This window comes from Candidatus Phytoplasma crotalariae, assembly GCF_030586865.1.
Classification (GTDB): domain Bacteria; phylum Bacillota_I; class Bacilli_A; order Acholeplasmatales; family Acholeplasmataceae; genus Phytoplasma; species Phytoplasma citri.
Window position 1 is genome coordinate 1 of the sequence record NZ_JAOSIR010000007.1, and the last position, 23,663, is coordinate 23,663.

At 22.7% G+C, this 23,663-nt stretch carries 17 protein-coding genes and 1 tRNA gene; 13 read left to right on the forward strand and 5 right to left on the reverse strand.

All coding sequences use genetic code 11. The annotated features are described in order from the left end of the window. Positions 1 to 301: 301 nt before the first annotated feature. The 6 genes from OC683_RS00895 to OC683_RS00920 all read left to right on the forward strand — a co-directional run bounded on the left by OC683_RS00895 (position 302) and on the right by OC683_RS00920 (position 10,917). On the forward strand, positions 302 to 3,358 hold the full coding sequence (locus OC683_RS00895; protein ID WP_304514685.1) for a ligand-binding sensor domain-containing protein: 3,057 nt from the start codon (positions 302 to 304) through the stop codon (positions 3,356 to 3,358). Positions 3,359 to 3,402: 44 nt separating this feature from the next. Continuing rightward, complete coding sequence (locus tag OC683_RS00900) at positions 3,403 to 3,936, forward strand: helix-turn-helix domain-containing protein (protein ID WP_304514686.1); 534 nt, start codon at positions 3,403 to 3,405, stop codon at positions 3,934 to 3,936. A gap of 286 nt (positions 3,937 to 4,222) precedes the next feature. Then, a tRNA-Leu gene (locus OC683_RS00905) sits at positions 4,223 to 4,310 on the forward strand. Between the two features lie 122 nt (positions 4,311 to 4,432). Next, on the forward strand, positions 4,433 to 8,953 hold the full coding sequence (locus OC683_RS00910) for an exonuclease domain-containing protein (protein WP_304514687.1): 4,521 nt from the start codon (positions 4,433 to 4,435) through the stop codon (positions 8,951 to 8,953). A gap of 152 nt (positions 8,954 to 9,105) precedes the next feature. Then, positions 9,106 to 10,443 carry an FAD-dependent oxidoreductase gene (locus tag OC683_RS00915; protein WP_304514701.1) on the forward strand — a complete coding sequence of 446 codons (1,338 nt, stop codon included), beginning with the start codon at positions 9,106 to 9,108 and terminating at the stop codon, positions 10,441 to 10,443. A gap of 126 nt (positions 10,444 to 10,569) precedes the next feature. Next, positions 10,570 to 10,917 carry a hypothetical protein gene (locus OC683_RS00920; RefSeq protein ID WP_304514688.1) on the forward strand — a complete coding sequence of 116 codons (348 nt, stop codon included), beginning with the start codon at positions 10,570 to 10,572 and terminating at the stop codon, positions 10,915 to 10,917. Between the two features lie 903 nt (positions 10,918 to 11,820). Here the strand turns inward: OC683_RS00920 and OC683_RS00925 are convergent. Next, on the reverse strand, positions 11,821 to 12,450 hold the full coding sequence (locus tag OC683_RS00925) for a nitroreductase family protein (RefSeq protein ID WP_304514689.1): 630 nt from the start codon (positions 12,448 to 12,450) through the stop codon (positions 11,821 to 11,823). 161 nt (positions 12,451 to 12,611) lie between these two features. Between OC683_RS00925 and OC683_RS00930 the strand changes: the two genes are divergently transcribed. From OC683_RS00930 to OC683_RS00960, 7 genes are all read left to right on the forward strand, one after another. Next, positions 12,612 to 13,979, forward strand: coding sequence for a Wadjet anti-phage system protein JetA family protein (locus OC683_RS00930; RefSeq protein WP_304514690.1), 1,368 nt, complete (start codon positions 12,612 to 12,614; stop codon positions 13,977 to 13,979). 92 nt (positions 13,980 to 14,071) lie between these two features. Further along, complete coding sequence (dnaX, locus tag OC683_RS00935; RefSeq protein ID WP_304514691.1) at positions 14,072 to 15,913, forward strand: DNA polymerase III subunit gamma/tau; 1,842 nt, start codon at positions 14,072 to 14,074, stop codon at positions 15,911 to 15,913. Between the two features lie 100 nt (positions 15,914 to 16,013). Then, a complete protein-coding gene (locus OC683_RS00940; RefSeq protein ID WP_078122998.1) occupies positions 16,014 to 16,286 on the forward strand; it encodes a YbaB/EbfC family nucleoid-associated protein in 273 nt (90 codons plus the stop codon). Between the two features lie 155 nt (positions 16,287 to 16,441). Continuing rightward, positions 16,442 to 16,957, forward strand: coding sequence for a DNA-directed RNA polymerase subunit delta (gene rpoE, locus OC683_RS00945; RefSeq protein ID WP_304514692.1), 516 nt, complete (start codon positions 16,442 to 16,444; stop codon positions 16,955 to 16,957). Between the two features lie 115 nt (positions 16,958 to 17,072). After that, on the forward strand, positions 17,073 to 17,777 hold the full coding sequence (locus OC683_RS00950) for a CDP-alcohol phosphatidyltransferase family protein (RefSeq protein WP_304514694.1): 705 nt from the start codon (positions 17,073 to 17,075) through the stop codon (positions 17,775 to 17,777). Continuing rightward, positions 17,774 to 18,646: a phosphatidylserine decarboxylase gene (locus tag OC683_RS00955; RefSeq protein WP_304514695.1), complete on the forward strand. Its 873-nt coding sequence runs from the start codon at positions 17,774 to 17,776 to the stop codon at positions 18,644 to 18,646. Before OC683_RS00950 ends, OC683_RS00955 begins: the two co-directional genes overlap by 4 nt. Before the next feature lie 59 nt (positions 18,647 to 18,705). Further along, positions 18,706 to 20,334: a CTP synthase gene (locus OC683_RS00960; RefSeq protein ID WP_304514696.1), complete on the forward strand. Its 1,629-nt coding sequence runs from the start codon at positions 18,706 to 18,708 to the stop codon at positions 20,332 to 20,334. A 38-nt stretch (positions 20,335 to 20,372) separates the two neighbouring features. Here the strand turns inward: OC683_RS00960 and OC683_RS00965 are convergent, their stop codons facing one another. The 4 genes from OC683_RS00965 to OC683_RS00980 all read right to left on the reverse strand — a co-directional run bounded on the left by OC683_RS00965 (position 20,373) and on the right by OC683_RS00980 (position 23,369). Then, positions 20,373 to 20,888, reverse strand: a complete 516-nt coding sequence (locus OC683_RS00965) for a hypothetical protein (protein WP_304514697.1) — start codon at positions 20,886 to 20,888, stop codon at positions 20,373 to 20,375. 146 nt (positions 20,889 to 21,034) lie between these two features. Beyond that, positions 21,035 to 21,649 (reverse strand): DnaD domain protein, encoded by a 615-nt coding sequence (locus tag OC683_RS00970; protein ID WP_304514698.1) that lies wholly within the window; start codon positions 21,647 to 21,649, stop codon positions 21,035 to 21,037. Further along, positions 21,649 to 22,329, reverse strand: coding sequence for a ribonuclease III (gene rnc, locus OC683_RS00975; RefSeq protein ID WP_304514699.1), 681 nt, complete (start codon positions 22,327 to 22,329; stop codon positions 21,649 to 21,651). The genes OC683_RS00970 and rnc overlap by 1 nt, the downstream gene beginning before the upstream one ends. 14 nt (positions 22,330 to 22,343) lie before the next feature. Then, positions 22,344 to 23,369: a phosphate acyltransferase gene (locus tag OC683_RS00980; RefSeq protein ID WP_304514700.1), complete on the reverse strand. Its 1,026-nt coding sequence runs from the start codon at positions 23,367 to 23,369 to the stop codon at positions 22,344 to 22,346. Positions 23,370 to 23,663 lie beyond the last annotated feature (294 nt).

The following is a 23,663-nucleotide window of genomic DNA, read 5'->3' on the forward strand; positions in this document are numbered from 1 at the left end:
GCAACCATTTGAGGAACAATCTTCTATGTTCGTGAAAGTTTAGTTGCTGGTGAAACCGTTATCAACTTGCCATTGAATAAATAATAAATTACTATCTTCTTTCGCCCTATAAGAGTCATTAACTCAGACGATTATAATCTATCTTTGTAATAATATGTTAATTAATTATTATTTTTAAGTTTTTTATAAATAGCATTTATTATTTTTTTTTTAATATGTAATTTTATTGTTAAAAGTAAAAAATCAAATATATAGTAAGTTCAAGTGATAATATTGCTTTAAGGGGATTTTTTGTAATATAATGCGTCAAAAAAAATTTAAAAATGATAATATTAATTGTTTAGATAATGTAAAAAATTATGATCCTATAATAGATTTGTTAATTCAAAAACTAATTAATTTGTGTCAAGAAATTCAACAAATAAATTTATTCAATGATAACTATATGAAAGATTTTTTGATTTTTTTGCCTATTTATAGTGCTAATCCTCATACAAATTTAACTCCTCAATTCGCGTCTAATATTCCACAATTAAATGTAGATTACCATTATAATATAGATAATTTAAAACAACAACTCAGTAAAAATTTAGAAAAATCAAAGTTAATTACAATTAATAAAGAAATTTCTTTAAATCAAGAGTTTACAAAAAGAAAACAACAAAGTGTTTTACAAAAAGATCGAATAATTAAAGAATATAATATTCAAAAAGATAAATTGAATTGTAAATGTCATCTTGATTTGGAAAAATTAAATTTGTTGGAAAACGAAGTAAACAAAGAACAAATGGAACAAAATGATTTGTTTACGGAACAATATTCTCAAGTTAATCAAAAATATCAAAAAAATATTTCAGATATTTATGATTTTTTTCATCAAAAAATTATCATTTTAAATCAAAAAATTAAACAATTAAAAGATATTTTTAATCATTCTTTAGAAAATATGAAAAATTTTTACCAAAAACAAATTCAACAAATACAAGAACAACAAAGGCAACAAGAGATAGATTTGTCCAAAGAAATCAAAAATTCTTTTAATTTGTTACAACGCAAAATAGAAATGCATAATAAAATTTTCGATCAATTGAAATTGGAATTTATAGAAAAACAAGAAATAATTTTTAAAAAAAAACATAATATTTGGAATCAAGGTATAAGGGGATTTTTTTTTATTCAACCAATGTTTATAAATAGTTATCCTATAATGACAAATTTAATGCGAGATTTTTTTGTTTATCAACGAATGTATTTTATGCGTTTATATGAGTGGCGTTTTCAATATATGAAATTTAAATTTATTTATAATCGAAAGTTAAATATTGTTGAATATAATAAACAAATTTTCCAAAAAATAAAAAATTTTCAAATTAATAATTTTGATCTAATCCAAAAGCAAGAATACAAATTAATTTATAATAATTATTTGCAAAAAATTGATAATTTAGAAGTAGAATTAACTTTATTAAGAATAAAAAAAAAATATGGCATCATTAAGGAAGAAGTTCTAGATGAACAATATAAACAAAAATTATCTTATGAACATTTGCACAAAAATTTTATTTTAATCGAAAAATTAAATGATATACAATATCAAAAAGATATATTATTGTTGCAGAATCAAATTCAAGAACGTAAATTTTTGCTTAAAATGCAATTGCAAATGAAAAAAATTCCTTTAAAAATGAAATATGATTGTGAAATTTTGCAAAATCTTCAAGAAATACAAAAATTACAAAAAAAACTCTCTAATCTACATTATCATCAGGAATATGAAATAAATTTAAAAAATATTATTTATAAACAAAAAAAACAAAATTATTTTTATAAAGTGGAAATACCTAAAATCAAAATCAGAGATATTGTTGCTAAAAATAATTTTATTAAACAAAAAAATTTAATAAATGTTATATTATTGAATAATTATTTAAATAAACAAAATCAAACACATTTGAAAATTTTGCAAAAAATGAAAGAACAATTGGATCTGTTTTGGCATTTGTATTTAAAAACAATTAATAAGAGTTTTTCTATGATTCATTTACATTTAATTTATAAATTAAATAAAATTTTTGTAGAAAAAGTTATAGAAGAACATTTTAAATATCTTTATTTATTGAAAATAAATATGATTGATTTAAGATTGAATAAGATAAAACAACAAATTAATTTGAATAAATTGATTTTAAATTTTTATAATCAAAATATTTCTTTTATTAGTGTCTTAATGCATCGAATGAAATTGAAAAATTTGGATAAAAATACAAAATTTTTAGTTTTTTTTGAAAAAAAAATGAAAATTTATGAAAATATAGGAAATTTTTTTAAAAAAAAAATGAAATATTTAGAATATCAACAAAATAAACATCAGCAATCAAAAGAACAAATGACTAATAAATTGAAGCAACAACAAAATTGTTTTGTGCAAACTAATAATTTATTACAATACCAAATGTTTCAATTGACTTTTAAACTTAGAAGTTTTTCGAATTCTAAATTTTGGCATCGTATTTTATCTTCGTTTTATCTCAATAAAATGAAAAAGAAATGGTTATATTATTATGATCATTTAGAATCACCTAGAATTTTTTTTATGCAAGAATATAACGATATTCAGGAAGAAATTTTTCATATACAAAAAAATCAATCAGAAGAAAAACATTTTTTATTAAAAGAAAACGAACATATTATTGATTGTATTTCTCAGGTTTTTTTCGATATTACTCGAATAATGCATGATGATAGTTTAAATGAGATTATAATTAAATATCAAAAACAAGAAAAACAAATTCGTCATGAGATTAGTTTATATGAAAAACAAAATAAATCAAAATTAAAAGAAATGAAACGCCAAATAGATTTAATTCAAGATAATTTAAAAGATTCTTTAACCGAAATAGATCAAGATTTTATAACTCAAAAGCAAAAAATTAAACTAACATATGATAATAAAAATAAAAAAATTAATTCTGAATACAAAAATCAATTATATCTGTATCAAAAATATTTAAAAGATCAAAATCATCGTAATAATCTTTTTAGGACGCAACAAAACAATGAAATAGATAAAATTTTATTTCAAAATTGGAAGAAACAGAAAGAAATTATTGCAAACAATAATCTATTATTGGATCGGATTAATAAAATTAAAGTTTATCAACAATTTAAAATTAAAAAGATATTGTTTTTTAAAAAAACGCGTTTAATTATTTTGAAATTTTTTTGGTGGTATAAATTTTATCAAACTAAACGAATTTTACAAAAAGATTATAAGAAAAATTTAATTATTTTGAAAAAAAAAATGGTGATTAAATTTATGCAATTATATAAGAAATTAATTCAAATATTCGGTATTTAAAATTTATATTATTTGATTACAATATGCAAGGGAATTAAAATAATATGTACATAGGTGAGAAAATTCGAAATTTAAGATTGCAACAAAAATTAACTCAAAGAGAATTAGCGCAAAAAATTAATATGACCACAGGCTATATTTCGCAGATCGAAAATAATTTAATCTTACCTTCTCTAAATACTTTGTTTTTAATGTTAAAAATTTTTAAAGTTTCAATAGTAGATTTTTTCCAAAATGAAGAATCTATGATGGCAATCAATAAAAAAACAGATTTTAATATTCAATATAATCCTCATTTGAAAAATAAAATTTATCATATTTTTAAAAATTTAGATAAATTTAAAATAGAACCGCTTATTATCGAGCTTAAACCCCAAGGTCAAACTGAAATACAATTTAAATCTATTTATCATGAGTTTTTTTTTGTTTTGGAGGGAGAGATTTTTTTAATTTTAGATAAATTACATTATTTATTGAAACAAGAAGATACTTTTTATTTAGGATCTAATAAAGAATATTATTTTGTTAATAATCAAAATTATAAAAATGCTAAAATTTTAAAAATAATTATTTTTTAGAAAATAATCATGATGATACAAATAAACATTATTATTTAATTGAAATCAATATTATTATATTGTTTAATTATATTGATTTTAAAATTAATTATGAAAGAAGAATTATTTTTTATTTTAAGAAATTTATTAGAATTATATTTTATTTAAGAATAATAAGATTTTTCATGAAATTTTTTAAGATAGAAAAAAATTTTTAAAGATATTTTTTCAAGAGACGTTATGATATAATCTTATTATAGTTAGTGATTATTAATTAATAATTTATTATAATTGATTTATTATTAATGCTGATGTGGCGGAATTGGTAGACGCATTTGACTCAAAATCAAACAAGTGAATAACTTATATCGGTTCGAGTCCGATCATCAGTACCATACCATCCAAAAAGTTATTTTTTTTAAAGTTACATGAAATTTTTCATGTTTTTTTTCTTTATATATGAAATTTTCAAATAATAAACTAAAAATAAATAATTAAAATTAAGTTGAGATCGATAATGAAGCTTTATTCAAAATTTATAAAATTTATTAAAAATAAAAATATTCCAAATTTTCCATTAATAGAAGTTGTGGTTGATGATAAAAAAACGAATAGTTGGGATTGTTTTTTCCAAATAGAAGAATATCCTGAAGAAACTACATATTTTGAATGTTTTGAAAAAGAATTTCAAAATTTTTTTTTAAAAAAATTAAGTGAAGATTTAGAAAATTTTGTACAATTACAACCCATAATTAATGTGCATTTTCGTATTCTAGATTGGAATCTGTTAAAGGATGATTATATTTGGAAAAAACATTATCAATATATGTTAGATAAAGTTATAGCATACCTAGATATAGATACAGAATTAAAAAATTTTTTTCAAAAAACTCCTATTATTTTGGATATAAATAATAAAAAGTGTTTATTTAAAAGACAAAACAACATAGACGAAAAACAATTAGAATCAAAATTATTAGAATTAAAAAGTTTATTTATGCAATATTTTGATTTTAATTTTGATTTGTTGGGTTGCACAACTGATATCATTAATGAAAAGATAAATGAAAATTCAAAATTTTCCAAAAAATTAATCATTAATAATAAAATTCCCAATATTCCTTTATTACATTTTAAAGAAATTCCTATTATTTACGAAGAAAGGTTAAATTTAATCAAAATTAAAGGTTATTTACAATTTATTAATCATGATAATTATAAAAATTGGATTAGTTTTTATTTGGTTGATCCTGTTAGTTTGCAAGATTCTATATGGGTTAAAAAATTTTTGTCTAAAGATAAAAAAAAAGCTCAAAGGGAACGCGATGAATTATTGAATGTTTTGCGTGAGGGAATGTTAATATTAGTTGTTATTAAAATTCAAAATAAAGACAAAAATTTTTATTTTAATTTGGAAGATTATGAAATTTTAGATTATTCGTCTATTTTTTTTAAAAAAACAGATGATTATCCTGGTAAAAAACGAATTGAATTTCATATACATACTAAAATGTCTAATTTAGATGCTATTACTAGTGCTAAAGATTATATAAAATTAGCGGAAAAATGGGGACATGAAGCTATTGCTTTTACAGATCATGATGGTTTGTATGCTTTTCCAGAAATTTCTAAATATATTTCTGATAAAAATATTAAAGCTATTGTAGGAGTAGAATTAAATTTTGTCGAAGAAAATCCAATTTTTGTTACCAATCAAGAGATAAATATTGATAAATTTGCTGATTTTGTTTTGAAAAATCATTGTTATGTAGTTTTGGATATTGAAACCACTGGTTTGTCTAAGGTTAGGGATAGAATAATTTCTATAGCTGCTGTTAAAATTAAAAATGGTAAAATTATTGAATTTTTTGATGAATTAATTAATCCCGGGACAGATATAAAGATTAATCATTTTATTCAGGAATTGACTAATATTTCTAATGATATTTTATTAAAAAAACCTCATATTAAAGAAATTTTTCCAAAATTTTTAGATTTTATTAAAGATTGTCCTGATTGTGTTTTGGTAGCTCATAACGCTAGTTTTGATATGGAATTTTTACAAGAGGTAGCTAAACAAATTGGTTTATCTTGGCCTTTATTACCTATTATTGATACTTTAGCTTTAGCTCAAAAGCATTTTAATACTTTGTTAAAATCTTTTTCTTTAGGAAAAATTGTTAAATCTTTTAAAATTAAACTTGATTCAGAAGGTCAATATCATAACGCTTTATTTGATGCCCGTGCTACTGCTCTTGTTTTTTTAGAAATGTTAGAAAAATTAGAAGCTCAAAAAATATTGAATTTTTATGATTTACAAGGTCCTTTAGATATTAAATTTGAGAGACCTTATCATGTTAATATCATAGTTAAAAACAAAAAAGGTTATAACAATTTATTTCATTTAATAAGTGATGCTTTAACGAAAGATTTTATGAAAACCCCTCGTTTATTAAAATCTAATTTTGAAAAATACAGAGAAGGCTTATTAATTGGTAGCGGTTGTTTTGATAGTAATGTGTTTAATATCGCTTTATCTAAAGATGAATATGATTTAGCTAAAGCTATTTCTTATTATGATTATATTGAAGTCCAACCTCCTCAAGCTTATCGTCATATCATTTATGATTTGAATGGTTCTTCAGAATTTGATAATGATAATTCATACGGTCTTAGTATAATTCAAGATACTATTTTGAAAATTATTAAAGAAGCTCGGAAACAAAATAAAATTATCATAGCTACTGGAGATGTTCATTATTTATATTCTTACGAAAAAGTTTTACGTGAAGTTTATATTAATGCGAAATTAATTGGTGGCGGTATACACCGTCTTTCAAAATATCCTTCAAAATTTTTACCTGATAATTATTTTTTAACTACTCAAGAAATGTTAAATGCTTTTGATTTTATTAATGATGAACAATTGAAACAAGATATCGTAATTAATAACACTCATTTATTGAATCAACAAATTGAAAAATTTCAATTTTTTTCTAATCAACTTTTTAATATTCCTGATGATATGTTTTTGAAAAATTTAAAAATTTCTAGTATTAGAGCTGAAATGATAGGTTTGATTAATGAAAAAATTTTTAATTTATATGGTCACTTATTACATCCTAATGTTAAAGATAGGATTGAACAAGAATTATCTGTAATTGCTCCTAAAGATAATTTAGAAAATAATAATATTGCCGCAATTTATTATTTATCCTATTTATTAGTGAAAAAATCAACTGAAGATGGTTATCCAGTGGGTTCTCGAGGTTCTGTAGGGGCTTCTTTTATAGCTAATATTTTGGGTATTACTGAAATCAATCCTTTACCTCCGCATTATCGTTGTGCTATTTGTAAATATATTATTATGAAAATGAGTTTAACCGAACTTCAAAATGTTGAATATCAAAATTATTTCAAATCATATTCTTTTGTTATTGATATACAAAAATATCAAAAACATTTTACAAATGTATTTTCAGGTTATGATTTACCTAAAGAAAGTTGTTCTATTTGTGGTAAAATTCTTATTAAAGATGGTCAAGATATTCCTTTTGAAACTTTTTTAGGTTTCGGTGGTAACAGAAAACCTGATATTGATTTAAATTTTTCTGGAGATTATCAAAATAAAATTCATAATTATTTTAGGGAGTTATTAGGTGAAAGTTGTGTATTTCGGGTTGGAACTATTCAAACTGTGGCGAAACAAAATGCTTATGGTTACATTAGATCTTTTATGGAGGAAAGACAAATTGCAATAAGTGATAATGAAAAAGACCGTAGAGTGATAATGATTGAAGGGGTAAAACGTTCTACAGGTCAACATCCTGGTGGCATTGTGATTGTTCCTAAAGGTTTATCTATATATGATGTTACCCCTATCCAATTTCCTGCTAATGATACTTCTTCTGAATGGAAAACTACTCATTTTGATTATCATGCTTTAGAAAAAAATTTATTTAAGTTAGATATTTTGGGTCATGATGATCCTACTTTGATTAAGTTTTTGATGGATGATGTTCTTCAAAATCCTTCTTATTTTCCTTTTCGAAAATTTCAAGATATTCCTGTTGATGATCAACAAGTTTATGAATTTTTTGCTAATAAATCGAACTGCCAAACTTCTCGAGCAATTCCTGAATTCGGAACACCTTTTGTTCGTGATATGTTAAAAGAAATCAATTCAGAAGGAAAAAAATTCAATTTTAAATTTAATTTTTCTACTTTAGTTAAAGTATCAGGTTTATCTCATGGTACTGGTGTTTGGTCAGGAAACGCTCAAGATCATTTAAAAAATAATAAAAGTATTTTTGATTTGATTACTTGTCGTGATGATATTTTAAATTATTTAATTTCTAAAGGTTTGGAAAAATTGGTGGCTTTTGAAATTATGGAATTAGTTCGTAAGGGGCAACAAAATAATGATATACACAAATGGCAAAATCTATCTCAAATCATGCGCGAACATAATGTAGATGATTGGTATATCGATTCTTTACAAAAAATTCAATATCTTTTTCCAAAACCCCACGCTGCTGCCTATGTTTTAATGGCTTTACGAATAGCTTGGTTTAAGGTTCATGCCCCTTTACTTTTTTATAAAGGTTATTTTTCTACTAGAGTGTCGCAATTTGATTATGACAATATGATGTTGTCATCTGATAAAATACATTCTATTGTTGACAAATTAGAAAAATCCGATAGAATTAATAAAAAAAAGATGACATTAGTTCAAAAAGAAAAATTGCATACTTTAAAAATTGCTAAAGAAATGAAAGATAGAGGTTATAATTTTTTACCTATTGATTTGAATAAATCCGAAGCTAATCTATTTGTAATGGAATTATCATCTAATTCTTTAATTATGCCTTTTATTACCATTGATGGTTTAGGTCAAGTAGGGGCTAATAATATTGTGAAAGCGCGTGGTGAAAAATTATTCACACAACAAGATTTTGAAAAACGAGTTAAATTGAATAAAACAATTTTAAAAAAATTTCATGATTTAAATTTAATTAAGCAATTACCTTTAGAATAAGATTTTGTTACTTTTAAATCATAAATTAATTTTTATATATGTTATAATTTAATTGTATATCTTTTATAATTGATTATTTATAAAAACTAAATTAACGGAAACTTATAAACAGAATTTTAATAGATAAAAAGGTGATATTAATGAATAAAAAGATGAAAGTTATAGTGATCGGTTGTACTCATTCAGGCACTGCAGCTGTCAAGACTATTCGAAAAACTTATCCATATGATGATATCGATATTACTGTTTACGAAAGAAATAATAATGTTTCGTTTTTATCTTGTGGTATAGCTTTGTATATTGGTGGAGTTGTTCAAGATAAAAAAGGTTTATTTTATTCTAATGCTCAAGAATTGTCTGCATTAGGGATAAATATGTGTTTAGAACATGAAGTGTTACAGATTGATTTTGATCAGAAAAAAATTTGGGTTAAAAATTTAAAAACTAATGAAGAATTTTTTGATTATTTTGATAAATTGATTTTATCTACAGGTTCTTGGCCAGTAATTCCGAAATTAGAAGGAATTAATTCTAAAAACTTGTTTTTATGCAAAAATTTTGAGCATGCGAATGAAATTATTAAATATGCCCGTAATGTGGACAATATTACTGTTATAGGTGCTGGTTATATTGGCGTTGAGTTAGCTGAAGCTTTTTCTTTGCAAAACAAAAAAGTTGTTTTAATTGATGCTGAAGATAGAATTATGTCTAAATATTTAGATGTTGAATTTACTGAACCTGCTCAACAACAATTTATAAATAATCATGTTCATTTGGCTTTAGGACAAAAAGTTTCTCAATTTGTTACTAAAAATGAATTAGTTACTCATGTAAAAACTGATAAAGATATTTTTGCTACAGAAATGGTTATTTTATGTATTAGTTTCGTTCCTAATTCTAGTATTGCTCATAATTATTTAAAAACATCACCTAATGGTGCTTTTATTGTAAATGAATTTTTACAAACTTCTCATCCTGATGTGTATGCTTGCGGTGATTGTATTAATATAATATATAATCCTTTAATGAATTATAAATACATTCCTTTGGCTACAAATGCTGTTAAAACAGGAACTATTGTAGGTTTAAATATTAAAAATAATAAAATAAAATTTTCTGGAGTTCAAGGTACTAGTGCTATTAAAATATATGAACTCAATATTGCCTCTACGGGAATTACGGAATATGTGGCTTCACAATTGAAATTGAATTATGATTTTGAAGTTATTAAAGATGCTGATAAACCTGAGTTTATGCCTGACTATAACGGAGTTATTTTTAAGATTATATTTGAAAAAGACACTAAAAAAATTTTAGGTGGTCAAATTTTATCTAAATCTAATTTGTTGGAACAAATCAACACTTTGAGTGTGTGTATTCAAACAAAGATGACTGTTGAAAGTTTATTTTCTATTGATTCTTATTTTAATCCTCATTACAATAAACCTTTTAGTTTGTTTCAATTAGCTACTTTAAGGTGTTTAAAATAATTCAAATTTTTATGAAGATGTTTTTTTTGAAAAACTTTATGTGATTAGCAATAAATAAAATAATTAAAATCAATATATTTTGTTCTTGTAATTTTATTTGCAAATGTTCTGAAGAGGTTTTATATTATGCTTTTCAAATTATTTAATATTATTTTTTTTATTATGTTTAATATTTGTATAGCTTTATGCGGAACTTTTTTATATCAAAAAGCTGTAGAAAATGAACCTTTTTATAAAAAAAAACTGGAATATAATAATAGAAAAATTGATGATGTACATAATACAGAAGATTATCCTCAAAGTCAAAAACCAATATATGAAATTAATAAAATTTCAACCCAAGATACTGTTATCACTAATTATGATAAATTATTACACTATTGGTTAGAATTTGTTCATTCATCTCTTATTTTTTTACACAATTTGAAGAGCGAATTTTTATCATCTTTATTACCTAAAATTAAAAAAAATTAATCAATATTTATTTATTGATTATATTTTTTTTTAAATTAAAATATAGATGGGGATGTTTATTGGTTTCGCCAAAATTAAAAGGTTTTATTTGTCATAACTTGGTTGCGCAAGTAAAAACGTTCGAGGTTTTTAATAAACGGCAATAAAGAAAATAAAATTAGTCAAAATGAAGATAAAAATGACCACATTTTTTTTGCTAATCAAGCAACAAATTTTGGTATGGCTCGCGCAACAGCGTAAGCAAATTAAATTTATATAATTTTTGATTTCGCTTTATTAATTAATTTTGAAGATATCTAGGTTATTTATTAATTAGATATTTAAAAAATTAAAATATTATATTATTGAATTAATTATTTTTTATTTTTACATTTATTAAATATTTTTTTGTTTGTTTTTGATCCCATAAAACAAAATAATTATGTACAACAAATAAAACTGATTAATTTTGTACAGGGGTTCGAATCCCCTCATCTCCACCATTTATATTAATTTTTTTTGTAAATTTTTTATTTTATCAAGGATATTTTTATAAATTTTTTAAATTAAATTTAAAAATTTAATATTTATAAAAAATCAAATTTTTGATTTCTATTGTTTTATTTTTTATGAATTAAAAAAATTTTATAATATTATTTATTAATGGATTGATATTTATTTAATAAAATATAAATAAGAGATATTTTTATTTTAAAAAAATCAGATTATATTGTTGATTTTTTTAAGATTTTTTTCTTTAAAAAAATATATAATAATTATTTGAATTTATTTTTATAAGTAATTTTTAAATAATCTAAATATTTTTAATAATTTTGGGATTTTTTATAAATTTTATAAACTTGTGGAGGTATTTATAATTTATATATTTTTAAAAAAATTTTATTTTAACAAATGAAATGAAATTTATAAAAAATTAACAAAATCATTTATAGTTAGTTTAAATGGTATTGAGTTTTCGATATTTTTATTTATTGTAGATTCAATTTCATCTTTCTTATTACTTTGACCTACAGCTATTAGAATAATAGGTATGTATTTTTTTTCTATATTGAATAATTCATTTAATTTATCAAAATAACAACCTCCCATAAAACAAGTATTATAATTAAAATGTTGTAAAGTAATAACAAGATTACAGGCAATTAAGCCACACTCAAAAAAAATTTCATTTTTTAATGTTTGTGGATTCATGTTATGATAATGTTTTTGTATTTGTTTTAAAATAATTTCTTTTTGGATTAATGAGATATTTTTATGTTTTAGTTTATTGTTATAAATATATGAGGCATCTTGGACTTTGTTAATATTTCCGCATAATATGATGATAGCAGAACTATTTGTGGTTTGTGGAATATTTCCTATCATGCATTTTTTTAGTTTTTCTTTATCTGTAGATTTAGTAATTATAAAAAAACGCCACGGTTGTAAATCAAAAGAGGAAGGGGTATATCGAATTTCTTGAAAAATTGTTTGCCAAATTTTAATCGGTATTTGGTGATTGGGATCGAAAGATCTAATAGTTTTAATTTTCATTTTGTTTTTTAATCCTTTATTTAAGTTAAATTATGTAACATTTGTTTATATTGTATATAATTTTAGACAATGTATTTTAATAAATTTGAAAATAAGTTCCATAAATTAATATTTTCGATAATAAAATAAATAAATTAGAAAGGTTTTTTGGATTTTAAAATATGTCGTACAATTTATTCGATATTTTACCATTAAATTTTTTTAATTTATTATCTTCTTCTAATAAAGAAATTTATTTGGATTGTCTTTTATTATTAGCAGATTTAGCAAATGACGAATTTGATGGATATATTAATAAAAATTTAGCCATTTCTGTATTGGAAAACTATTTTAATAAAAATAATTTTTTTTTGGATGATGAAATTGATTCACAAGTTTCAGTTGACGCTAAACAAAAAGCTTCCAAAATTATTTATTTATTAAAAAAATATGGATGGATTGGCGAAGAACGAATTGGTTACAATAATGATTGTTTAAGTTTTTTTGATTATAGTTTAGAAATGATTCATTTTTTTAAAAAAACTGTAAATCAAGTAAAACCAGAATCTATTGGTAATATTTATAGTATTTATGCTTTGTTAAAATCTTTATTAATAGAAAAAAATTATGCTAATTTTTATGAAGCTTTAATTAAAACACAAAATATTTTGTGGAAATTAAAAATTTTAAAGTCTAATATTTATCGTTTTTATTATAATTTGTTAAATTCTAAAAACTACATAAACACACAACTTTTATTATCCCAATTGTTAAGAAATTATAAAAAAAATTTTTTTGATTCTTCTTATTATTGGTTAAAAACATCAGATAATTTTTTTAAATATCGTAGATATATTAATTTATTTTTAAATCAATTGGAAGATTATCATATTTACGTAAAATCTTTAAGCGAACAATTATGTCTTATTAATCAAAAAACTTTAGAAGAAAATGTTGAAATAATCAAAGAACAAATTCAACAAATGAAATTGAATTTAAAAATTGCCGATAGATTAATAGAAATTATTGATATTAAAAACGAACAATATTTACAAATTATTTGTCAGCGAATTTTATTGTTTGATAATAAAAACGATAATTTGTTAAACTTATTGCTTCGTGGTATTAGATTGATTCATGATCATGTTTTTGAATATAATTATTTATTTAATTTGAGTTATATTCGCAATTTAGATCAATTTTCCTTTTATAAACCTCGCCGTCATAAACAAAATTTTGTTATTAGTAAATTAACTTTAATATCGGAAAAATCCAAAAATTTATTAAAAAATAAAAAAAATTTTTTATTAAAGAAAGATTTTTTTTATACTAAAAATAATATTCTTGAATTTGTTAAAAATTTAAAATTTAATCAAAATTATTATTTAGCTTCCGATATTAATTTAGAAAAACCTCAAGATTTATCTCGATTAATGTTAATTTTATTATATTCTTCAAAATTAATGAATTTTTATTCTATTAAACCTTTGTATCATAGAATTATAGTTAATGATATTTCTTTTTCTAATTTTTTAATAATTAAAAAATAGAAATTAATTCAATTAATTCTCCGATAATAATTTATAATTATCTAAATTAAAGCAAAATTAACAGAATAAAATAAAAAAGGTGTTGTCGAGTTATGAATTATTTGTCTTTATATCGTAAATATAGGCCTCAAAATTTTCAAAATATTATTGGCCAAGATATTATTGTTAAAACTTTAAAAAATGCTATTCAATATTGTAAGATAAATCATTGTTATTTGTTTAGTGGTGATAAGGGCGTGGGAAAAACAACCCTAGCAAAAAATTTAGCTAAAGCTATTAATTGTTCTAATGATTCTAGTTTCGATTGTTGTAATTTATGTGAATCTTGTACAAGTATAAATGAAAGAAACAATCTGGATTTAATTGAGATAGACGGTGCTTCTTATAATGGTGTAGATGAAATTAGAGAATTACAAGATACTTCAAAATATAAACCTATTTTTGGCAAATATAAAATTTATATTATCGATGAAGTTCATGTTTTATCTTATAATGCTTTTAATGCTTTGTTAAAATTATTAGAAGAACCACCTGCTAAAATTATTTTTATTTTGATTACAAGTGAATTTAATAAAATTCCTAAAACTATTGTTTCGCGTACTCAACATTTCGGATTAAAGCAGATTACAACAGAAGATATCGTAAAACAATTGAAATTTATATCTATTAAAGAAAATATTGATATTCACGAAAATGCTTTGTATCAAATTGCTATTTTTTCTAAAGGTAGCATGCGAGATGCCCTAAATAGATTAGAACAAGTTAGCACTTATTATCATAATAGTCATATCAGTTCGGACGAAGTTGCGAAAATTTTAGGATTAGTTCCGAAACATAAAATGAAGGAATTAATTAATTGTTTATTATATGGCGATTTTGTTACGATGATTGATTTTTTAGAAAATCTTTTGCATCCTCATATAGATATTTTATTTTTTATGGAAGACTTAATAGATTTTTTTCTAACTTTATTTATTCAAGAATGGAAAGATAATGATAATAATTTTAAAAAAATATTTAAAAATTTAGATATTAATTTTAAAGATCAATTTTTTGTTTTTTTATTTACTTGGAAAAATAATCTTAAACATAATTTTCATAAAAAAAAATATTTTATTATCAATTGCATTCGCTTAAAAGAGTTTTTAATGTCATATAAACAAAAAGGTATTTTAAATAATCAAAATATCACTTATGATAATAGCGGGGTTAATCTAGAAAATGTTATGCCTAAAAGAGAGTCATTGTCATTTCCAAAGCCCTTAACAACTACTTCTTTAAATAATATTAGTTTATCTGCAAATTCTAGTGTTTTTGAGTTTGAATGCGCAAATGATAATGCTTTTAATTCCGAGAAATTAGATAGTTTTTTATATGGTATTAAACAAATTTTAATAACTCCTGATGTATCTATGACTCAAAAATTATCGAAAAATTGGCATAAATTAACCAAAATTTCTGATAAAAACTTGGAAATGGCTGCTATGTGTTTATATAAAAGTAAATTGTGTTTAATTAATCTAAATAAAGAATGGTTGATTGCTTGTGATAATACCCAAGAATATCAACAATTGCTTAAACCGCATATTAAAAATAAAATAAAAACTATTTTAAATAACAAAAATAAATTAATTAAAGAGTATTTTGTAATTTTGCATCAAGATTGGGAACAAAAATTATTTCCTCTTTTCGAACAATATCAAAAAAATAGTTATATATGTGATTCTGAATTGTCTAAATTGGATGTTAATTTTTATTTAAAACATGCTACATTTACGTCTCAACATAATTTTTTAATAAATTCCAGTGTTAATTCATCGAATAATGTTCAATTATTAGGTTCTGATGATTCTAATAATAATTTTTCCGAAAAAACTCAATTTTTTCAGTTAGCTATTGAATATTTTGGCATTGATAAAGTTAGATCAAAATGATAAATAAGACAATTTTTTTTAATATTTTATTCCTATTGTAGTTATAATATAGTGATTGACGGATTAAAATCATATTTTAGAATAAGGAATGGGATGTAATATGTTCGAAAAATTAAAAAGAATTCAAGAATCCATTAAATATGAGCAAAAAAAATTAGAATCTAGAGAGTTTACCGCTTGTGTTGGTGATGTAATGATTGTGATGCAAGGAACTAAACAAGTTATTGATGTACGTATTCAAAATTCTCAAATTCTTCAAAATTTAGATCTATTACAAGAAAGTATTTTATTATCTTTTAATAATGTTTTGCAGCAGGTTGATAAAGCTTCTCGCGATGTTATTACAAGAGCTTCGGAATATTTAGAAGTTTAATAATTGTCAATTAGAAGTTTTGGGAGTTAATTTGATTTAATATTGTTCTTATTAACGTTATTGGTTATTATGGATGTTTTTTTATGAATATTTATAAGTTTAATAGTTTGAATAATTGTTAAAAAAATACAAAAAAGAAGGTTATTGGAAATATTATGATAAACGAAACAAGTAATAATCAAAATTATTTAGAATATTCTATGTTAGAATTGGCTTTAGATATTTTGCAAAAAAATCAAAAACCTATGCCTATTCATCAATTAATAGAACAGGTTTTTCAAATAAAAAAAATAAAAGATTTACAACAGGAACGTTTTTTACAATTGTATTCGGATATTGTTGTTAGCGGATTATTTGTATTTCATGGTGAAGATTTATGGGGAATTAAAACTGATAATTTAGATTTATGGGATAAAGAATATTATGCAGATGAAGAGAAATCTGATATTGATCCTGAATTATTAGATTTAAAATATTCTAATAATTTGGATGATGATTTTCGATTGGAAAACGATTCAGATTTTATCCCTACAGATGAAACAGCTGATCGTGAAATTTTAGAAGATATAGATGATACAGTTTTAGACGATGATGAAGCTTCTCTAAGAGATGAAAGTGATTCTTCTAATACAGAAGATAAAAATGAAGATATTAACGAATATAATTATTGAGTAAGTTATGTTCCGAATTATTCATTTTTTATATCATTTTAGAAAGATTATATTAATTAAAACATGATTAAGTATTTTTTCGATTTATAATAGATGAAGGTTGTAATAGTGAATTATGTTTTTAGGAATTTATAATTATACTGTTTATTTGACTTATTTAAATTTGTTAAGTGGATTTTTGGGAGTGATATTCGCTACTCAAAACAAAATTATTGGCGCTTGTCTTTTATTGTTATTATCTGGCATTTTAGATGTTTTAGATGGTGTTATTAGTCGTTGTAAAAAAAGTCGTTCTCTTAAAGAAAAAAAATATGGTGTCCAAATAGATTCTTTAGCTGATTTGATTAGTTTCGGTATGTTACCTATTTTTATAGGTATATCCTTTTATAAAAAAATTTTTAATAAAGATTTAGATTTTAAAAATTATTACGATATTGCTTTTATTTTAATTAGTTGTTTATATCTTTTAACATCTTTAATTCGTTTAGCTTATTTTAATGTTTTAAACGAAAGTTCTAAAAAAAAAGCAAGTATTTCTAGTTTTGTTGGTGTTCCTGTAACTGTTGCATCTATTTTGTTTCCTTTATTAGTTTTATTATTTGTTTTCGATCCTTTTAAAATATTGTATTGGGATAAAATTTTTATAAGTGTATATGTTTTTTGCTTAATGTTATTATCTTTTTTATTTATTAGTGATAAACTTCATTTTAATAAACCTGATATCTTAGGGGTATTATTGATTTTGTGTTTATTATTTATTATTATTTTTGTTTTTTTATTTATAAACAAAAATATTTTTTTTAATGCGAGGAGAATGTGAATTTTTTATTTCGAACGAACAACAAACATAAGCAAGTGACAAGTAGTTGGTTGCAAAAATTTTTATATCAAGATATACAAAAAAAATGGTGGAAACGTTTTTTATTAAGAATATTTATTTCTCGTATTTTTAGCAAAATATTTAGTTTTTATTTAAATTCTATCTTTTCGCGTATTCATGTTAAAAAGATTATCATTAAAAATCGCATTAATACTAGTTTATTTACACAAAATTCATTTAAATCTTATAATGATTTTTTTATTCGTGTTTATAAAAAAATTAATTTTGACGCTTCTCATTCGACTTTTATTAGTCCTGGCGAGGGTCAAATTCGTATTTTTAATATTAATGCTGATAGTTTTTTTAATATTAAAAATACTTCTTATCATTTAAATGATCTTTTGAAAAATGATTATTTAGTTCAAAAATATCTTAATGGTTTTTTAGTGATGTTGAGATTGCAAATTTTTGATTATCATAGATATATTTTTGTAGATCAGGGCATTCAAGATGAAAAGCATGTGAAAATTAAAGGGAGATTACATACAGTTAATCCAATTGCTTTTAAATATTTTAATGTCTTTTCCGAAAATAGTCGTGAATATACTGTTTTAAAAACTTGTAATTTTGGGGATATTATACAAATGGAAGTAGGAGCTTTATTAGTAGGTAAAATCAATAACCATCCGATCCGTAGTTTTCAAAAAGGCCAGGAAAAGGGTTTTTTTTCTTTTGGAGGTTCTGTTATTGTGCTCTTAATTGAACCTAATAAAATTAAATTTAATCAATTAATTTTGAATAATTCTCAAATTGGTGCAGAAACTAAAGTGAGTATAGGAGAGACTATAGGTTTTAAATTGAAAAATTAAATTTAATAAAGGTAGAATGAAATTAAAAAAATAATAATGAATGGATAGTTAATTTATCAATGCACAAAAAAACTAAAATTATTTTTATTACAGGCGGAGTTGTTTCTGGATTAGGAAAAGGTTTGTTAGCTTCTTCTCTGGGATATTTATTAAAACAACGTAATTTAAAAATTTTTATGCAAAAACTAGATCCATATATTAATGTAGATTCGGGAACTATGAGTCCGCAACAACATGGTGAAGTTTTTGTGACTAATGATGGAGCCGAAACCGATTTAGATTTGGGTCATTATGAAAGATATTTAAATATTAATCTTACTAAAGATTCGAGTATTACAACAGGTCAAATTTATCAATATGTTATTCAACAAGAACGTCAAGGAAATTATTTAGGAAAAACTATTCAAGTTATTCCTCATATTACAGATGAAATTAAATCGCGAATTTTAAAAAATGTTTATTCTTGTCAATATGATATTTTAATTGTGGAAATAGGAGGAACTATCGGCGATATAGAATCATTACCTTTTATAGAAGCAATTCGTCAATTGCGACAAGATTTGGGTTTTGAAAATGTTTTATATATACATAATACTTTAATACCTTTTTTAAAATTTTCAGGAGAACCGAAAACTAAACCTACGCAACATAGCGTGAAGGAGTTGAGATCTTTAGGCATTCAACCTCAAATTTTGATTTTAAGAAGTGAAAGTGATATTTCGGCAGAAATAAAAGAAAAAATTTCGATTTTATGTGATGTTAAAAAAGAAGCTATTTTTTCTAATGCGAATGTTTCTATTGTGGAAACTATTGTTCTGAATTTGCATACTCAACAAATTGATAATTTCATCTTGAAATTTTTTAATTTAGAATCTTTACCAGTAGCTAATTTATCAGCATGGCAAGAAATGATTAAACAGATGAAAATTTTAAAAAAAGTTGTTAAGATTGGTATAGTTGGTAAATATACTGCTTTTCATGATGCTTATTTATCTGTAGTAGAAGCTCTTAAACATGCAGCTTATTTTAATAAAGTAGGCATTGATATTCAATTTATTTATTCTGAAGATATTAATAGTGATAATGTACATGATTTTTTGTGTGACTGTGATGGTATTTTAGTTCCTGGTGGTTTTGGTAGTCGAGCTATTGAAGGCAAATTACAAGCTATTCGTTATGCTCGCTGCCGAAATATCCCTTTTTTTGGGATTTGCTTAGGTATGCAGTTGGCTGTGGTGGAATATGCTAATAATGTGTTAAATTTATTCGGAGCAAATTCGACGGAGATAGATGAAAATACTCCTCATCCGGTAATTAAGTGCAAAATTAGTGATACTGATATGGGGGGGACTTTAAGATTAGGTTTAAAGAAGACTAAAATTATAAATCCAAGTAAAAGTTATGCGATTTATCGAAAATTAGTAATTTCTGAAAGATATCGTCAACGTTATGAAATGAATTCCGAATATATTTCTATGTTTATGCGAAATAAAAATTTTAGAATTTCGGGTTTTAATTTGCAAACATCAATTGTAGAAATAATAGAATTGGTTGATCATATTTGGTTTATAGGGGTTCAATTTCATCCAGAATTTTTATCTCGTCCTTTCCATCCACATCCCTTATTTAAAGATTTTATTTTAACTGCGGTAATTCATCATCAAAAGAATAAAAAAAAGTGTTCATAAAAGAACACTTTTTTATTTTATTAAAAACTAAATTGATTTTATGATAATTTTAAGTCTGATTTAGCCTTATTTAACAAATTATCGATTTCAGAAGTTTTAACCATTTTGGTTACAAAATTTGTTACATCTTTATCTTCCCATGTTTGAGGAGCAGTAGTTTGATCGTTAACTAATTTTAATGCGTCTTCAGCTTTTGTTTTTAAAGTGTTTGCTAATGCCATTGTGTCGCTAGAGATTTTTTTATCTTTATCATCTGCTTTGTTATTTTCTGTAAATGCATCTAATATTTTTTTTAGACCATCAACTGCTTTTTGCGCTTCTTTTTTAGCATCGTCTGAAGGAAGATCATTTTTTGTTGTTTTTCCAGTTAAGTCTTTAAGATCTACTTTTAAATTTTCTATATCTTTATTTGTTAATATTGTTATGTTAAAAGGTTTCCAATGTAATAATTTAGCTGTTATTATATAAACAACCACAGATATACCTAAAGATGCTAACACACCAGCTGTAATTTTGCCGTTTTTAGTTTGTAAAAAATTTTCTTTGTGATTCATAAAGAAACTTTTTCTTCTCCTCTATATTTATTATAATTTATTTTATTATTAAATCTTTTGGTTTATAAAAAAGATTCAATATCGCCTTCAATTATAACATATTTTTAGTATTAGATAAGATAAAATAATAAATTATTTTTAATTTATTATTTTATCTTATCAAAAATTTTATGTAGATTTTTTTCTATATTTTTATCTTGCGATATATTTTGTTTATTTTGATAATTTAGCAAACTGTTGATGTAAAAAATAGATTTTTTTTTGTGAATATGTGCTTGTTGGATTGCTTTTATAATTTTTTCTTGTGGATAATTAAATTCGATATACCATTTTTTAATTATTTCTAATTCTTGGCTATTTAAAACATCTCCTTTAATTTTTTCTATATTAGATATAGTATTGCTAATATTTGAAGTATTTTTATGTTTTAATTTATTTAATTTTAGTTGTTTATATAAATTTTCAATTTTATCAAAAGTTTGACTAAGATCGAACATTTCTTGGACTTGATTATTAATTTTTTGTTGATATAAACATAAAAAATTTTTTTTTATTAAATTTCTTAAAATAGTATCTATTTCGGGTAGGGAAAAATTAGTTTGTTGTATTATTTTTTCTGTCGATAGAATAGGAGTTTGGTATTGTTGAAAGAGTAATAATAATAATTTAACTTCTTTAATGAGTAAATTAAGTTTTAGATATTGATTAATTAAAATTTTTTCTATATCTAAATATCCTTCTTCATATATTTTTTTTAACATTATTTTAATTTACTTTCTTGTGATAATTTTTCTAAAGCTATTTTAGCCGCTTGTTGTTCAGCGGATTTTTTGGTTTTCCCTTCACCTTTGCCTAATAATTGTTCAGATAAATATACTTCGGCAATAAATTCTTTTTCATGTGCTAATCCTGTTTCAGCAACAATTTTATATTTAATATGTTGATGACGTGTTTGTACTAATTCTTGTAGTTGTGTTTTAAAATCAATAATACCCATGACTTTTGATAAACAAGGAACTACTATATAATGAAAAGTTTTTTTAACTTGTAAATAACCTAAATCTAAATAAATAGCCGCAAATAAAGCTTCGAAAGCATCAGCAATAATGGAATAATTATATATGCCTCTTTTGCGTTCGCCTTTTCCTAATAAAATATATTGTTTTAGATTTATTTCAGCTGAATAAATTAATAGAGATGCTACACACACAGCTTGAGCTCTTTTTTTAGTCATTATACCTTCGTTATCTTGATTTTTTCTATAAAGATAATTAGCCATAAGAAAATTAATAATAGAATCACCTAAAAATTCTAATCTTTCATTATTTTGATTTTTTAAATTATGTTCATTAGCGTATGAACTATGTGTTAAAGCGTTAATATATAAATTAATATTTTTAGGTTTTATATTTAATCTTGTAAATAAATTTTGAAGATACATGATAATCCTTGTATTTATTGAAATTTTTCAATTATTTTTTTTAAAAAATTTTTTTTGATTAAATTAATAGTTTGATTAATAGTTTGATAGAAAGTATTACTTGTAGAATTTCCAGGAGCTTTGATAATCAGTTTGTTTAATCCTAACAATATAGCCCCTCCTGTTTCATCTGTATTAAATTGTTGAAAATGTTTTTTTATGTTTTTTTCTAAAAAGATTTTGCTAATTATTTGGGTGCAAAGATTACTAGTGAGTATTTGTTTTAAATGTCTTTTATACATTTCTACAGTTCCTTTAAATGTTTTTAAAAGCATATTGGCTGTAAATCCATCACTTATTAAAATATCAGCTTCTGTATTGAAAAAGTTATTCGGTTCTTCATTGCCTTGGAAATTAATATTGGGATTATTGCTTAATAATTTAAATATATTAATATCTATATTTCTGCCTTTATTAGACTCTGTGCCTATATTTAAAAGTTTAATTTTTGGGTTAGGAATATGTAATAATGTTTGAGCTAAAAAATTAGCGCATAAAACGAAATCTAAAATATTTTCTTCTTTTATTTCCGCATTAGCTCCCGCATCTGTTAAAATTCTAGTTCGATGATCGATGGATTTAAACATAAGTGCCAATGATATTCTTTTTATACTAGGTAAAGTTCCTATAATAAGATAACTAGCTAAAACTAAAGATTGTGTTGGTCCAGCTGTTATAAAACTATCTATTGAGGTTGTTGGATCGGCAGTGTCTCTAAGAGCTACCAACATGGAATAAGGAAGATTATCTCTTATGGCTTCTCTAATATTTTTAGCATTCATAGGCAAGTATAAAGGAGTATTTATAATTTTTAATCTTTTTTTGATAGAATTTAAAATATTTGTGGTAAGTATGTTTTGTAAACAATCTTCTATTTGAGTTTGAATACCATATAAATAAACATTTAAATTTTGATTTGCAATTAAAGCTTCTATTGTTCCTTGAATTACTGTTTTAGGTGCGAAATCTCCGCCCATAGCGTCTATAGCTAATGTAATCATATAAAATCCTTATATTTAAAATTTTTAATTTTTGTAAAATTTTGTCATCATTTTTTTATTAAAATTTTATTTAAGTCTTTACAAGTTTATAAGATTTTTGTATTAATATTATTAATTAAAAAAATACATTTTTTATTTATAATTATTAATTCAAATAATTATCAACAAATAATATCTTTTGTTAAGGTTATTTCTTAAAATAAATTTAACATGATTTAAAAAATTTTAATTTTTATTTAATAATAGTAATAGATTATTTTTTTTGGTATTTATTATAAATAACACTCTTTAAAT

Bases quoted from the DNA above. Each gene is read 5' to 3' on its own strand.
- OC683_RS00895 (WP_304514685.1), top strand. From the start codon at position 302: ATGCGTCAAAAAAAATTTAAAAATGATAATATTAATTGTTTAGATAAT.
- OC683_RS00900 (WP_304514686.1), top strand. From the start codon at position 3,403: ATGTACATAGGTGAGAAAATTCGAAATTTAAGATTGCAACAAAAATTA.
- OC683_RS00910 (WP_304514687.1), top strand. From the start codon at position 4,433: ATGAAGCTTTATTCAAAATTTATAAAATTTATTAAAAATAAAAATATT.
- OC683_RS00915 (WP_304514701.1), top strand. From the start codon at position 9,106: ATGAAAGTTATAGTGATCGGTTGTACTCATTCAGGCACTGCAGCTGTC.
- OC683_RS00920 (WP_304514688.1), top strand. From the start codon at position 10,570: ATGCTTTTCAAATTATTTAATATTATTTTTTTTATTATGTTTAATATT.
- OC683_RS00925 (WP_304514689.1), bottom strand. From the start codon at position 12,450: ATGAAAATTAAAACTATTAGATCTTTCGATCCCAATCACCAAATACCG.
- OC683_RS00930 (WP_304514690.1), top strand. From the start codon at position 12,612: ATGTCGTACAATTTATTCGATATTTTACCATTAAATTTTTTTAATTTA.
- dnaX (WP_304514691.1), top strand. From the start codon at position 14,072: ATGAATTATTTGTCTTTATATCGTAAATATAGGCCTCAAAATTTTCAA.
- OC683_RS00940 (WP_078122998.1), top strand. From the start codon at position 16,014: ATGTTCGAAAAATTAAAAAGAATTCAAGAATCCATTAAATATGAGCAA.
- rpoE (WP_304514692.1), top strand. From the start codon at position 16,442: ATGATAAACGAAACAAGTAATAATCAAAATTATTTAGAATATTCTATG.
- OC683_RS00950 (WP_304514694.1), top strand. From the start codon at position 17,073: ATGTTTTTAGGAATTTATAATTATACTGTTTATTTGACTTATTTAAAT.
- OC683_RS00960 (WP_304514696.1), top strand. From the start codon at position 18,706: ATGCACAAAAAAACTAAAATTATTTTTATTACAGGCGGAGTTGTTTCT.
- OC683_RS00965 (WP_304514697.1), bottom strand. From the start codon at position 20,888: ATGAATCACAAAGAAAATTTTTTACAAACTAAAAACGGCAAAATTACA.
- OC683_RS00970 (WP_304514698.1), bottom strand. From the start codon at position 21,649: ATGTTAAAAAAAATATATGAAGAAGGATATTTAGATATAGAAAAAATT.
- rnc (WP_304514699.1), bottom strand. From the start codon at position 22,329: ATGTATCTTCAAAATTTATTTACAAGATTAAATATAAAACCTAAAAAT.
- OC683_RS00980 (WP_304514700.1), bottom strand. From the start codon at position 23,369: ATGATTACATTAGCTATAGACGCTATGGGCGGAGATTTCGCACCTAAA.